The following is a 13354-nucleotide window of genomic DNA, read 5'->3' as shown; positions in this document are numbered from 1 at the left end:
TCGAGCGTGGCTGCGAGGCGCCGGTTGCTCCGGGGAGAACCGGGACGGACCGGTTCAGCTCAAGGTTCTACTTCGCCAGCCCGTAGGCGCGGATCGCGTTGCCGCCGAGGATCGCGTCGCGCTCGCCGTCCGTGCAGCCTCCCAGCAAGACATCGGTCGCCTCCAGCCATGACGCGTAGTCGGAGGCGAGCAGGCAGACCGGCCAGTCGCTGCCCCAGATCAGCCGGTCGGGTCCGAAATGCTCGAGCACGAAATCGACGCAAGGGCGCAGCGTCTCGACCGACCATCCAGCATCCGCCTCCGTCACGAGGCCCGAGAGCTTGCAGAACGCCTCGGTCTCGGAAGCGAGCCGCCGCATGTCGTGTGCCCAGCCAGCAATATCGCCGGCCGCGATCGCCGGCTTTGCGCAATGGTCGATGATTGTGCGCATACCGGGATGGCGGGCGAGCAAGACGGAGAGATTGGTCAGGTGGCGCGGTAGGACGAGGGCGTCGAAGACGAGCCCCTGCCCGATCAGCGCGCGAAAGGCAGGCGCCAGGCTGGGGCGCAGCATCCAGTCGTCGTCGGGCAAGTCCTGGATCATCGGGCGCAGGCCCTTGAGCTTTGGGTCGGCGGCGAGCTTAGCGATGCGGGCCGGCGCGTCGGCAGCCTCGAAATCCACCCAGCCGACCACGGCCTCGATGAAGGCGTGGTCCCGGGCGAGCGACAGCATAAACTCCGTTTCCGCCTCGGTCGGCGCGGCCTGCACCAGAACGGTGCCGGAGATCCCGTTGCTCCGGAGGAGGGGCTTGATATCCTCGGGCAGGAAGTCGCGATGGATGGTGTGGAGGTCCGGCGTCAGCCAAGCGTAGTCGCCGCGCGACAGCCGCCAGAAATGCTGATGCGCATCGATCCTCCTGGTCATCCGGCCAGCATCCGCGCGATCACCGGCGCTGCCGGAGCAAGCCTGCGCCGCATCAGTGTTCCTCCGGCACCGGCGCGTCGCTTCTGAGCAGGCCGGCGCTCTTCAGGTCGGACCAGAGCGCGGCGGGCAGCGGACGCGAGAAGATTTCGACATTGGCCTCGACCTCGGCCGCACTGACGGCGCCGGGGATGACGGTGCGGACGGCGGGGTGACCCATGACGAATTGCAGCGCCGCCTCGATCAGTCTGACGCCGTGCGCGGCGCACACAGCCTCGATGCGCCGGACGCGCTCCATGACCTCCGGCGGCGCAGGCGCGTAGTTGTAGCGCGCGCCATCCACGGCTCCGGTGGCGAGGATGCCGGAATTGTAGGGGCCGCCCAGAATGATGCCGACGTCCCGCTGCACGCAAAGCGGCAGAAAGCTCTCCAGCGCCTCCTGCTCGAGCAGCGTGTAGCGGCCGGCCAGCAGGAAGCAGTCGAAGTCGCCGAGGCCGAGCAACTGTTCGCAGACCTGCCATTCGTTCACGCCGGCGCCGATTGCCTTGACCACGCCCGCATCGCGCAGCTCGATCAGGGCCCGATAGCCGCCTCGGTCGAACAATTCGCGTACGCGGGCGTCGGCGGCGTCCGCACTGCCCTGCGAGAACGTGTCGACATCGTGCACCAGGAGGATGTCGACGGCATTGACACCGAGCCTTTGCAGGCTTGCCTCGTGGCTGCGCATCACGCCGTCGTAGGAATAGTCGAACACGATGCGCTTCTGTGGGACGTCGACAAAGGCCTCGGGCGTCACCTCGTCCGGCGCGCAGTCGACCAGAAGCCGCCCGATCTTGGTGGACAGCGTCAGCGCCCGGCGGTCCCAGCTCCGGATCGCGGCGCCGAAGCGCTGCTCGGACCGGCCGAGGCCGTATTGGGGGGCGGTGTCGAAGTAGCGGATGCCGGCGGCCCACGCCGCTTGCAGCGCACCCTGTGCATCGTCTTCCGAGATCCTGCGATAAAGGTTGCCGAGCGGCGCCCCGCCGAACCCCATCCGCGTCAGGGGAACGGGGCGCGTGGCGCGCAGGGCGACAGTGTCGGAAGCCTTCATGCCGGCTTGCCACTCACGCTGTTGCACGGAGCTGCCGCAGTCATGATGCGCCGACGGCGCTGCGGACGCCCGATCCTCCGGAATCCTGGGTGGCGATGACGGCATCCGTATTGGCAAGCAGCCGCCTCACGGCCTTGCGCGCCGCCTCAGGGCGCTGCAGGCGGATGCAGCGTTCGATCTCCTCATGCAGGTCCTGCGCATGGCGCAGGTCGTTGACCTCGCGGGTAACGAAGACGAACAGCCCTTCCAGGGCCGAGTCGATCAGGGCGCCCAGCGGCAGCAGCAGTTCGTTGCCGGCCGCGCGCAGGATTGCCAGATGAAAGCGTGTATCCGCAGCGGTGCGCTCGCTCAGTGTCCGGGCCGTGCCCATTTCGTGGCAGGCCTTGCTGATCGCTTCCATCTGGGTCTCGCTGCGCCGCTGGGAGGCGAGCGCGGCGGCTTCCGGCTCGATGATGTAGCGGAACTCCTGCACGGTCTTGAGGAAGGTGCGGCGCTCAGGCGACGCCGCGTACCAGGTGAGCACTTCGCGGTCGAGCAGGTTCCAACGCTCCCGCGGCTCCACCCAGCTGCCGATCTTCGGCCGCGACGCGAGCAGGTTCTTGGCCATCAGCATCTTGATCGCCTCGCGCACGACCGAGCGGCCGACGCCGAACATCGCCGACCATTCGGCTTCGTTGGGCAGGATCGTGCCCGGCGGATAGTCGCCCCGGACGATCCGTTGCCCAATCTCGTTGGCCACCGAGAAATGCACGAAGGTTCCCCCAATGCGCGGGGCCTCCCGTCCGATGGTGCGCGGCTTCGTCGCCATTCAATGTTCCGCTTCCGACATGGCGGCGTCAGCTCTCCGGATTTCGGCTCGCCCGGATCCGGTCGAACGCGACGGCTGTGATGATGAAGGACCCCACGAACACTCCCTGCCAGAAAGGATTGATTCCGAGAAGGGTCAGCGAGTTGCGGATCATCTCTATCAACACCGCGCCGACCACCGCCCCGAAGGCGGTGCCGCCGCCGCCGGCGAGATTGGCGCCGCCGATGACCACCGCCGCGATGACGACGAGTTCCATGCCGGTGCCCATGCCCGTGGTGATCGTGCCCAGCCAGCCGACCTGCAGGATGCCGGCAATGCCCGCCATCAGTGCAGAGAGCATGTAAACGCTGACCTTGATGCGCTTGACCGGCACGCCGGTCAGGGTGGCGGCCTTCTCGTTGCCGCCGATCGCGAAGATGTGGCGCCCCCAGCGCGTCCAGCGGAAGGTGAAGCCGAAGGCGAGCGCGAAGACGATGAGGAAGATCGCCGGGTTGGGGACGAATATGTTCTGGCCGAGCCAGGCGAAAAAACCGCCGAGAGCCGTGTCTGGTCCCGCGGCCGCGGCCATCGTGTTGAACCAGCCGCGCGTCGAGCCGCCGCCGATCGCCACCATCTTCGCGTGGTCGACGCCGAACTGGTAAACCATCTGATTGCCCGAAAGCACCATCGCGACGCTGCGCGCGAACGACATCATCGCCAGCGTGACGACGAAGGGCGGCATGCCGATATGGGCGATCAGGAAACCGTTGACGAAGCCGCAGGCGAGCGCGGCCGCGAGCGCGCAGGGCGCGGCGATCCAGATCGGGTAGTTCCAGCTCATCATCATGCCGGCGACCATGCCGGCGAGGCAGAGCACCGCGCCGACCGAAAGGTCGATGCCGCCGGTGATGATGACCGCCGTCATGCCGAGCCCGATGATCCCGACGAAGGCGCAGTTGCGCGCCACGTTGAACAGGTTCTGCGGCGTGTCGAAGGACGTCGTGGCTAAAGACAGATAGCCAAACGCCAGCACCGCCGCGAGGAAAACCCAGAAGGTCTGGCTCGCCAGCACATGGCCGATCGCGCCGTGCTGCTGCTTGTCGATCGTGTCCTGAAGCGTGACGGCCATGGGTCCGGACATCTCCTCGCGATGGTCAGGCGGTCTCGATCGCGCCGGTGATGAGGCCCGTGACCTCTTCGGGCGACGAGGCCGATATCGGCTTGTCGGCGACCTTGCGACCGCGTCGCAGCACCGCGACCCGATCAGCGACCGCGAACACGTCGGGCATGCGGTGGCTGATCAGGATCACGGCGATGCCGTGGTCGCGCAGCCGGCGGATCAGGTTCAGCACCTCCGCCACCTGGCGCACGCTGATCGCGGCGGTCGGTTCGTCCATCAAGACGATCTTGGGCTGCGACAGGCGGGTACGCGCGCAATCGCCACCGCCTGTCTCTGGCCGCCGGACATCTGGCGCACGAGGTCGCGCGCCCGCGTCTCTGATTTCAGCTCGGCGAAGAGTTCGCCCGCCCGCGCATACATCTGCTTGTAGTCGAGGATCTTGAACGGACCCCAGCCCTTCCGCAACTCCCGGCCGAGGAAGACGTTCGCGCCGGCCGTCAGATTGTTGCACAGCGCCAGGTCCTGGTAGACGATCTCGACGCCGTTGCGGCGCGCGTCCACCGGCTCGGAAAAGTGGACCTCGCGATCCTCGATATGGATCGTCCCCGCGGTCGCCGGAAAGTTGCCGGCGATGATCTTGACCAGGGTGGACTTGCCCGCCCCGTTGTCGCCCATGAGGCCCAGCACCTCCGCCGGCTCGAGTGACAGCGACACGTCGTTGAGCGCGTGGATCGCCCCGAAGTGCTTGGAAATGTTCGTTAGTCTCAGCGCCGTCATGCCCTCACCCGCCGTCGTCGCCCGCTCATTTGCAAGCCAAATCCTATCCCGGTCAATAGGTCGAAAAGAGATTTATCGGATTTATCCGACAATATATTGACGCATGGGCAGGTGCTGCGCTTTTATGGGTGCGGGAGGAAACGCATGCTGATCCTGGTCACGGGAGCCACCGGAAAGGTTGGGCGCGCCTTCATCTCGCGGCTGAGGCGCGAGGTGCCTGCGCCTGCCATTCGAGCGCTTTGCCACAACCGCAGGCTGACGGAGGAGGACGGGCTGTCCGTCGTCGTCGGCTCGATCTCCGATAGGACGGTCTGCCGCGAGGCCATGCGCGGGGTCACACACGTTGTCCATCTCGCCACCTGCAAGGAGACGCCGGACGAGGTCATGGACGTGACCGTCAAGGGCCTGTTCTGGCTTCTTGAGGAGTTCCGGCAGAGCCCGGACGCAGAGCGCTTCGTGCTGATCGGCGGCGACGCAGCCGTCGGGCATTTCTTCCATCGCCACCCCGCCCCGATCACCGAGGATGCGCCGCACATGGCCTATCCGGGCTGCTATGCGCTGTCCAAGGTGATCGAGGAGGTTATGGTCGAGCAGTACGGCATCCAGTACGGCATCGACTGGTGCTGCCTGCGCGCGCCGTGGATCATGGAGAAGGACGACTTCCGCTACAGCCTGTCCTTCGGCGACGACGTCTTCGGCGGACCGGACTGGAAGACGCTCGTTCCGCCGGACGTCGCGGAACGCTCGCTGCGCGAAGGTGCGGTGCCGCTGCTGCAGGAGGCGGATGGAACGCCGCTGAAACGCAACTTCGTGCATGTCGACGACCTGGTAGAGGCGATCGTGCTGGCCCTGACGGCGCCGGTCGCACGCCAGCGTCTCTACAACATCGCGATGGACGAGCCGGTGGACTACGGCGCAGTCGCCGCCCATCTCGCCGAGACGCGCGGCCTGCCGGCGACGCCGATCCGGGCATCTTATGTCAGCAACTGGTTGGACAACAGCCGCGCCAAGGCCGAACTCGGCTGGCGGCCGGCATATGACCTTCGACGATTGATCGATTCAGCCTGGGACTACGTTCGGCCGGCCGAAGAGCCGCGGCGGGTCTGGTATCCGGGGTGAGGAAGCGAAGCGGGAAGTTCCCGCGAAGTCTCATCAAGCCAAGGGAGGAATGACATGAGAAAAACAATGCTTCTGGCCGCGGTCGCGGTCCTTGCCATGACCACCGGTCAGGCCATCACGCAGGAGAAGAAGACGTTGGCCGTGGTGGTCAAGGGTCTCGACAATCCGTTCTTCACCGTGCTCGGCAATGGCTGCGCCAAGTGGAACGAGAACAACCCGACGTCTGAATACACATGTCTCTATACCGGCCCGGCGCTGTCGTCGGACGAGGCGGGCGAAGTGCAGCTCGTCGCCGACCTGATCGCCCGACCGGACGTGGCCGGCATCGCGATCTCGCCGTCGAATGCGCCCGCCATGGCCGCCATGCTGAAGGAGAAGGCTCCGACGATCCCGATCATGACGATCGACGCCGACCTGCTTCCCGAAGACGCAGCGCTGCGCAAGACCTATCTCGGCACCTACAACTACGACATGGGCGTCAAGATGGCCGGCCACCTGAAGACCCTGAAGCCCGAGGGCGGCACGGTCTGCCTGCAGCTCGGCAACGTCGCGGCCGCCAACATCAACGAGCGCGCCGCGGGCTTCCGCGACACCGTCAGCGGCGCAAAGGGCACCGAACGCCTGAAGGGCGAGGGCGGCTGGACCGAGATCGACGGCTGTCCGCTCTACACCAACGACGACATCCCGACAGCGAACCAGCAGCTTGCCGACGTGACCGGCGCCAATGCCGATCTCGACGCCTTCATCCTGGTCGGCGGCTGGGCCCAGTTCGGCCCCGAAGCCTACGCCGCGACCACGACCGCGCTGGAGCCGCGGCTCAAGAGCAAGGACCTCGTCATTATCGCCGGCGACACGCTGCCGCCGCAGATGGACGCGCTCAAGGCCGGGCACAGCCATGTGCAGGTCGGCCAGCGGCCGTTCGAGATGGGCCTGCGCGCGCCCGACGTGCTGATCCAGCTCATCAAGGGCGAGAAGGTCGAGGATCCGATGTTCACCGGTCTCGACGAATGCACGCAGGAGACCGCCGCCACCTGCATCGGCGGCTGATCCCCTCCCTGCCGCCAGGCTCCCTGCTTGGCGGCATCCACCTACCGGTCCGCCCCGCCCGAATGCGTGACGCGGAGCGGTTGTCTTTGTCCATTCGAAACCGAAGGAGAGTGACATGAGACTGCGATTTTCAACCGTCGCCCTGACGCTCGTCGCCGCGCTGACGGCATCCACAAGCCTTGCCCAAGACAAGAAGGCGATGGCCTTCGTCGTCAACGGCGCGTCCGACTTCTGGAAGCTCGCGGAAGCGGGCGTGAAGAAGGCACAGGGCGAATTGCCGAACTACGACCTGCAGTTCAAATATCCCGAACAGGCGGCGGCCGCGGTGCAGCAGCGGCTGATGGACGACCTGGTGGCCGCAGGCGTCTCGGCGATCATGGTCAGCGCCGTCGATCCGAAGTCCTCGACAGATGCGCTCAACCGGGTCGGCGGCCAGGTGCCGCTGTTCACGACTGACTCGGACGCGCCCGACACCAACCGCATCGCCTATATCGGCTCGTCCAACGTGGATGCCGGCAAGCAGGCGGGCGAGATCGCGCTGAAGGCGCTGCCGAACGGCGGCAAGTGCATCGGCTTCGTTGGCCTGCCCGGCGCCGACAATGCGCGCGAGCGCATCGAAGGCATGAAGGCGACGATCGCAGGCTCGAAGGTCGAGCTGATCGACGTGCGCGGCGACGACATCGACATGACGCGCGCCAAGCGCAATGTCGAGGATGCGCTCGCCGCCAATCCCGACATCGACTGCATGGTCGGCTTCTATTCCTACAATCCGCCGCGCATCTATGAAGTGCTGAAGGAGTCCGGCAAGCTCGGCCAGGTAACGGTCGTGGCCTTCGACGAGGACCCGATCACCCTCGGCGGCGTCAGGGAAGGCACCATCGCCGGCACGGTCGTGCAGGACCCTTATGAATGGGGCTACCAGGGCATGAAGCTGATGGCGAAGTATCTCGAGGGCGACAAATCGGTCGTTCCCGAGAACAAGCTGATCATCGTGCCGACGAAGATGATCGACAAAGGTAATGTCGACGCGTTCGAGGCGGAGCTGAAGTCGCGCATCGGCGGCTGACGCCTTGGAGCGAACAGGCCGGTTCGGCCTCCCGGCCGGCCTGTTTGGCGACTGCACGGAGATTGCGACCCAACATGCAACAGCCTTACCTGGAGGTGGTCGGCATCTCGAAGAGCTACCCCGGCGTGAGGGCGCTCAGCGACGTGAATTTCTCGATCTGCAAGGGAGAGGTCGTCGGTCTCGTCGGCGAGAACGGTGCCGGCAAGTCGACGCTGATGAAGATCCTTGGAGGCGTCACCGAACCTAGTTCGGGCACGATCGAGACTCGACGGCCAGGGCCTTTCGCGCCTCACGGTGGCAGAATCGATGCGCGGCGGCATTGCCTTCGTGCACCAGGAACTCAATCTCTTCGAGAACCTGACCGTCGCTGCCAATATCTTTATCGGCCGCGAGCCTCGGCGGAGAGGCCCGCTGCGCCTCGTCGACGACGGCGAACTGAACCGTCGCGCGCAGCCGCTGCTGCGCCAACTCGGCGCAGATTTTTCCGCCGACACACCGATCGCCGTCCTTTCGCTGGCGCAGATGCAGCTCGTCGAGATAGCCAAGGCGCTGTCCCTCAACGCGCGCCTCATCATCATGGACGAACCGACATCGAGCCTAACGGCGTCGGAGACTGAGCGGCTGCTCGCCGTGATCTCGCGGCTCAAGTCCGAGGGCGTGTCGGTGGTGCTCATTTCGCATCGGCTGGCCGAGATTGAGCGGGCCGCGGACCGGGTGGTGGTGCTGCGCGATGGCAAATGTGTCGGCGAGTTGGACAAGACGGCGATCCATGCCGAGACGATGATCCGGATGATGATCGGGCGCGATCTGAAGACACTTTACCGCCAGCCCGCTCGGCCGCCGGGCGAGGCGGTGTTGCAGCTTGACGGCGTCTGCACCGCGTACCGGCCGGAACAACCGGTCAGCCTCGACGTGCGGCAGGGCGAGATTCTTGGCCTCGCCGGTCTCGTCGGCTCCGGCCGCACCGAACTCGCCCGCGCCATCTTCGGCCTCGATCCGCTCAAGGGCGGCGAGATCCGCATCGCGGGCACAGCCGCCGCGATCACGTCGCCGCGCGCCGCGATCGGCCACGGGCTCTACCTCATACCGGAGGACCGCAAGCGCTCCGGCCTCATTCTCGATTTCGCGATCCGCAGCAATGTGACGCTCGCCAGCATGGACGCGCATTCGCGGTTCGGACTGGTGGACCGGCGGGCCGAGGAGGAAAACGCCGAGCAACAGCGTCGCAGTCTCGACATCCGCACACCGACGGTTGCTGTGAAAGCCGGCGCGCTATCGGGCGGCAACCAGCAAAAGGTCGTGCTGGCGAAGTGGCTGTCGATGGCGCCGAAAATTCTCGTTTTCGACGAGCCGACGCGCGGCGTGGATGTCGGCGCGAAGAACGAGATCTACGGGATCATGCGAGCGCTGTCCGACCGTGGGGTCGGCATCCTGATGATCTCGTCGGACATGGAGGAGGTCATCGGCATCAGCGACCGGGTGGCGGTGATGCACGAAGGCCGCATCGCCGGATTTCTCGGCCGCGACGAACTGAGCGAGAGCGCTATCCTCTCACTGGCGGTGGGACGTTTGGCGGCATGAAGGGGACTGCTGGGGGAACGGAGCGATGATCAGCCGGAAAGACCTGTCGCTGTTGATCCTCATTATCGTCGTGGGGACGGTGGTGGCGATCATCAATCCGCGCTTCCTGTCGCCGATCAACCTGTCGAACACGGCCAATCTGATCGGCCTATTCGGCATCTTCGCCGTGGCGCAGGCCTTCGTGATCATCTCCGGCGGCATCGAGCTTTCGGTCGGCTCGATCATCGCGCTGCTCGGCGTGCTGTTCGTCGATCTGGTGGCGGCCGGCACGCTTTCACCCGGTCTCGTTTTCCTCGTTGTCCTGGCGCTCGGCTGCCTGATCGGCCTGCTGCACGGTTTCCTCGTCGCCCGGGTCGGGCTGCAGCCCTTCGTCGTGACCTTGTGCGGCCTCCTGATCTATCGCGGCATCGCGCGCTACTACACTGAGGATGCGACGGCGGGCTTCCCCTTCGGCGCCAGTTTCCCCACACTGGAATGGCTGGTCGCGGGGCGGCTTTACGGCATCCCCCACAGCCTTATCGCTTTCCTGTTGATCACCCTCGTAATGGGCATCGTTTTGCACCGTTCCGTCTACGGGCGGCATCTCTTCGCAGTCGGCAAGAGCGAGGAGGCCGCGCGCTACAGCGGCATCAACACCACGCGCGTCGTGATCACGGCCTATGTAATCTGCTGCGCGCTGACGGCCGTCGCGGCGGTGTTCATCGCGATGTACACGCGTTCGATCTCGCCTTCGTCGCACGGCAATTTCTACGAGCTCTACGCGATCGCGGCGGCGGTGCTGGGCGGCTGCTCGCTCAGGGGCGGCGAAGGGTCGATCCTCGGCGTCGTGCTGGGAACGGTGCTGCTGCAGGTGCTGCAGAACCTCGTCAACCTGCTCGGCATACCGAGCTCGCTCAACTTCGCCGTTATGGGTTCGGTGATCCTGATCGGGGTGCTGGCCGATCAGCAGTTCTCGAAACGAACGGCGCAGTCAGGGTGAACCGCGGCCAAGCAGCTCCTGGCTGGATGTCGAGCGCAGCAGGGTGTCGCGCGCCGACGCCAGATGCGCCCTGCATGCCAGTTCGACCATGCTGATGTTCCGGCTGAACAGTGCTTCGATATAGGTCAGGTGCTCCCGGACCGCGACCTCGTTGCGCTGCCGCTCGTCGTGCTTGTTCCACTGGTAGTGGTAGTGAAAGATCACCGTGATGATGTCGTAGAAGGAGTCGATGAAACGGTTCGGCGCGGCCGTGCTGATCAGCCGGTGAAACCGGCTGTCGAGATCGGAAAAGTCATGGTAGCGCGTCTCGATCTCGGCGAGCAGCGCCAGATGCTCCTGCCGCAGTGCCTCGAGTTGGCGCCAGTGCTGGGAGCTCTCGGGCAGCGCCGCCAGCGCGCGCGCCGAGCGCAGTTCGAACATCTCGCGGATCTCGAAAAGCTCCAGCGCGAAGCTCGCCGTGAAGCCCTTGAACACCCATCCGGCATTTGGGCGTTTCTCGATCAGCCCGAAGCGCTGGAAGCCGTTCAGGAATTCGCGAATGCCGGTCGTCGCCACACCGAACTTGCGGGCGAGATCGAGCTCGTTGATCGCAGTGCCCGGCCGCGCATTGTCGCGCAGCAGCCATTCCATGAAGCGCTCCTCGACCTGCGCGGCCATCGGCACGGTCTCGTCCTGCGGAAACCTGTGCATCGCCTCGCTCGCGGGATGCACGTTGCGCTCCCGTCCGGCGCCGGAGATCACCCCGCTGGCCTTAAGCGATGCGATGACCTTGCGCACGGTCGTGCGGCTGACCCCAAGGCGGATGCTCAGCGTGTTCTCCGACGGCAGCGGCTCGCCGTCCTCCAGGCGCGACATGAGGTCGATGGCGTCGTTGAACGCGCGCTTGAACACGGTGTCCGTCTTCAAATCCATCTCTTCCGCAGCGACTGATAGATGACTTTTAATCGATAAAAAACAATTTGACGAGCGCTTTTGAATGGCTTTTTCTCTATAAGAAACCGATGGGGGAGGAGGCCGCGTTGGCCGAGGCAACGAGGGATCCGGACGCAATGTCCGGGGCCCGCGGCAATGCGGATCGCGGCGGTGCGGTGGCGCTTGGCCTAAGGCTGCTGAGCATCGGCCCGATCCTGATTCTTGCACTGCTCGTGCTGGCCATCAGCCTCCTGACGCCGAACTTTCTCAAGCCGGTCAACATCGGAAACATACTCGCCCAGACGGCCGTCATCGCCATCGTGGCGATGGGACAGCAGCTCGTCATCCTGACGCGTGGCATCGACCTCTCGGTCGGAGCCAATCTCGCGCTGGCGACCGTCATCGGCGGACTGGTCTTCCGCATCTCGGATTCGGCCTTCCTGGTCGTCCTCGCGATGCTGGCGACAGGCACGCTGGTCGGCTTCGTCAACGGCGCGGTCTATGTGTTCGGCCGCCTGCCCCATCCCTTCATCATCACGCTCGCGACGCTCAGCATCTGCAGGGGCCTGGCGCTCGAACTGTCGATCAACCACACGACCATGCGCGGCATGCCCGAGGCGGTGAACTACCTCGGCGAGACGTCGTCGCTTGGCGTGCCCAACTCCTTCTTCGTCGTGTTCGGCGTCGCGCTTCTCGTGCTGGTGATAATGAAGACCATGGTCTGGGGCCGCTGGACCTATGCGGTCGGCGGCAATCCGAAGGCGGCCGTGGAGATGGGCATCCCGGTCAAGTGGGTGCTGGTCTCGACCTATGCCTTTGCCGGCCTCTGCGCCGGCATCGGCGCCGTCGTCCTGTCCGGCCGCACGGGTGCCAGTTCGCCGCTCTATGGCAACCTGCTCGAGCTCGACACGATCGCAGCGGTCATCATCGGAGGCGCCTCCTTCCTCGGCGGGCGTGGCCATCTCGGCCATGCGCTGGTCGGCGCGCTGATGATCGGCGTCATCCGCAACGCTCTGAACCTGCTCAATGTCGACGTCTTCTACCAGATGATCGCCATCGGGCTGATCATCGTGCTCGCCGTCGAGGCGGACGTCTTGCGCAACCATCTCGAGGGGCGTGCGCGGGCGAACCAGGCGAGGGCCCAATGAGCGCCGGTTCGGTTCTCTCGGTCCGCAACGGCCATAAGCGCTTCGGCGCGGTCCACGCTTTGAAGGGCGTCAGCCTGGACGCGTATCGCGGCGAGGTTCTGGCGCTTCTGGGCGACAACGGCGCCGGCAAATCCACCCTCGTGCGCGGCATCAGCGGCGTGCACACGCTGGACGAAGGCGAGATCCGCCTCGACGGAGACCTAGCATCCCTGTCGACGCCCGCGCTTGCACGAAGCGCCGGCATCGAGACCGTCTACCAGGACCTCGCACTGTTCGACAACCTGACGCCCGCGCAGAACTTCTACTGCGGCCGCGAGCTGGCATTTCCGAAGTGGTTGCCGCGCGGCCTGCGCTTCCTGCGTGCCCGCGAGATGGATCGGGAGGCAGCCTCGGTCATCGATCGGCTGAAGGTCAGACTGCCCAGGTCCGACGCCCCGGTGGCGCTGATGTCGGGCGGTCAGCGGCAGGCGATCGCCGTGGCGCGCGCGACGGTCTTCGCCCGCAAGGTCGTTATCCTCGACGAGCCGACCGCCGCGCTCGGCGTGCGGGAGTCGCGCAAGGTTCTCGATCTGGTCAGGCAGCTGCGCGACGAAGGCAACGCGGTCATCCTGATCACCCACAACATGGAGCAGGTCATCGACCTCGCGGACCGCGCCGTGGTGCTGCGGCAGGGCCGCAAGATGGGCGAACTGAAACCGGATCGCGCCAACCAGCAGGAACTGGTGTCGCTGATCGTCGGCGCAGAGGCCTGAACGAATTCGCTTCCGGGAAACGGAAGCGATCCGGAGATCGCTCGAGGGGAGCGGTCCATAGAAGAGGGAGGAGCA

The 13354-nt window shown here is 65.6% G+C and carries 11 protein-coding genes and 2 pseudogenes; 7 read left to right on the top strand and 6 right to left on the bottom strand.

Translation table 11 applies throughout. The annotated features are described in order from the left end of the window. Positions 1 to 67: 67 nt before the first annotated feature. The 5 genes and pseudogenes from LRS09_RS18475 to LRS09_RS18455 form a co-directional block, all read right to left on the bottom strand. Complete coding sequence (locus LRS09_RS18475; protein ID WP_257808322.1) at positions 68 to 904, bottom strand: amidohydrolase; 837 nt, start codon at positions 902 to 904, stop codon at positions 68 to 70. Positions 905 to 956: 52 nt separating this feature from the next. After that, on the bottom strand, positions 957 to 1991 hold the full coding sequence (locus LRS09_RS18470; protein WP_257808321.1) for an aldo/keto reductase: 1035 nt from the start codon (positions 1989 to 1991) through the stop codon (positions 957 to 959). A gap of 40 nt (positions 1992 to 2031) precedes the next feature. Then, positions 2032 to 2799, bottom strand: coding sequence for a FadR/GntR family transcriptional regulator (locus LRS09_RS18465; protein WP_257808320.1), 768 nt, complete (start codon positions 2797 to 2799; stop codon positions 2032 to 2034). A 28-nt stretch (positions 2800 to 2827) separates the two neighbouring features. Next, positions 2828 to 3907 carry an ABC transporter permease gene (locus LRS09_RS18460; protein WP_257808319.1) on the bottom strand — a complete coding sequence of 360 codons (1080 nt, stop codon included), beginning with the start codon at positions 3905 to 3907 and terminating at the stop codon, positions 2828 to 2830. Between the two features lie 25 nt (positions 3908 to 3932). Further along, a pseudogene (locus tag LRS09_RS18455) lies at positions 3933 to 4675 on the bottom strand (ATP-binding cassette domain-containing protein). Between the two features lie 144 nt (positions 4676 to 4819). On the opposite strand from LRS09_RS18455, the gene LRS09_RS18450 reads away from it, so the two are divergent. The 5 genes and pseudogenes from LRS09_RS18450 (at position 4820) to LRS09_RS18430 (ending at position 10467) form a co-directional block, all read left to right on the top strand. Then, entirely contained in the window at positions 4820 to 5794 is a 975-nt protein-coding gene (locus LRS09_RS18450; RefSeq protein ID WP_257808318.1) for an NAD(P)-dependent oxidoreductase, read from the top strand. Positions 5795 to 5848: 54 nt separating this feature from the next. Then, complete coding sequence (locus LRS09_RS18445; RefSeq protein WP_257808316.1) at positions 5849 to 6841, top strand: substrate-binding domain-containing protein; 993 nt, start codon at positions 5849 to 5851, stop codon at positions 6839 to 6841. A gap of 115 nt (positions 6842 to 6956) precedes the next feature. After that, positions 6957 to 7907, top strand: coding sequence for a sugar-binding protein (locus tag LRS09_RS18440; protein WP_257808315.1), 951 nt, complete (start codon positions 6957 to 6959; stop codon positions 7905 to 7907). A 74-nt stretch (positions 7908 to 7981) separates the two neighbouring features. Further along, a pseudogene (locus LRS09_RS18435) lies at positions 7982 to 9488 on the top strand (sugar ABC transporter ATP-binding protein). A gap of 28 nt (positions 9489 to 9516) precedes the next feature. Next, positions 9517 to 10467 carry an ABC transporter permease gene (locus LRS09_RS18430; protein ID WP_257810249.1) on the top strand — a complete coding sequence of 317 codons (951 nt, stop codon included), beginning with the start codon at positions 9517 to 9519 and terminating at the stop codon, positions 10465 to 10467. Here the strand turns inward: LRS09_RS18430 and LRS09_RS18425 are convergent. Continuing rightward, positions 10459 to 11373: a GntR family transcriptional regulator gene (locus LRS09_RS18425; protein ID WP_257810248.1), complete on the bottom strand. Its 915-nt coding sequence runs from the start codon at positions 11371 to 11373 to the stop codon at positions 10459 to 10461. The two genes, LRS09_RS18430 and LRS09_RS18425, sit on opposite strands and share 9 nt — an antisense overlap. Before the next feature lie 221 nt (positions 11374 to 11594). Between LRS09_RS18425 and LRS09_RS18420 the strand changes: the two genes are divergently transcribed. Together LRS09_RS18420 and LRS09_RS18415 are read left to right on the top strand one after the other, a co-directional pair. Continuing rightward, positions 11595 to 12527, top strand: coding sequence for an ABC transporter permease (locus tag LRS09_RS18420; protein WP_374684926.1), 933 nt, complete (start codon positions 11595 to 11597; stop codon positions 12525 to 12527). Next, a complete protein-coding gene (locus tag LRS09_RS18415; RefSeq protein WP_257808313.1) occupies positions 12524 to 13279 on the top strand; it encodes an ATP-binding cassette domain-containing protein in 756 nt (251 codons plus the stop codon). Before LRS09_RS18420 ends, LRS09_RS18415 begins: the two co-directional genes overlap by 4 nt. Positions 13280 to 13354: the final 75 nt, after the last annotated feature.

This window comes from Mesorhizobium sp. J428 (assembly GCF_024699925.1).
GTDB lineage: Bacteria > Pseudomonadota > Alphaproteobacteria > Rhizobiales > Rhizobiaceae > Mesorhizobium_A.
Note: the sequence above shows the minus strand (reverse complement) of the source record. Positions and strands in the feature narration are given on the sequence as shown.

What these genes read in the sequence shown, in the direction of transcription:
- LRS09_RS18475 (WP_257808322.1), bottom strand. Translation starts at nt 904, where the DNA reads ATGACCAGGAGGATCGATGCGCATCAGCATTTCTGGCGGCTGTCGCGC.
- LRS09_RS18470 (WP_257808321.1), bottom strand. Translation starts at nt 1,991, where the DNA reads ATGAAGGCTTCCGACACTGTCGCCCTGCGCGCCACGCGCCCCGTTCCC.
- LRS09_RS18465 (WP_257808320.1), bottom strand. Translation starts at nt 2,799, where the DNA reads ATGGCGACGAAGCCGCGCACCATCGGACGGGAGGCCCCGCGCATTGGG.
- LRS09_RS18460 (WP_257808319.1), bottom strand. Translation starts at nt 3,907, where the DNA reads ATGGCCGTCACGCTTCAGGACACGATCGACAAGCAGCAGCACGGCGCG.
- LRS09_RS18450 (WP_257808318.1), top strand. Translation starts at nt 4,820, where the DNA reads ATGCTGATCCTGGTCACGGGAGCCACCGGAAAGGTTGGGCGCGCCTTC.
- LRS09_RS18445 (WP_257808316.1), top strand. Translation starts at nt 5,849, where the DNA reads ATGAGAAAAACAATGCTTCTGGCCGCGGTCGCGGTCCTTGCCATGACC.
- LRS09_RS18440 (WP_257808315.1), top strand. Translation starts at nt 6,957, where the DNA reads ATGAGACTGCGATTTTCAACCGTCGCCCTGACGCTCGTCGCCGCGCTG.
- LRS09_RS18415 (WP_257808313.1), top strand. Translation starts at nt 12,524, where the DNA reads ATGAGCGCCGGTTCGGTTCTCTCGGTCCGCAACGGCCATAAGCGCTTC.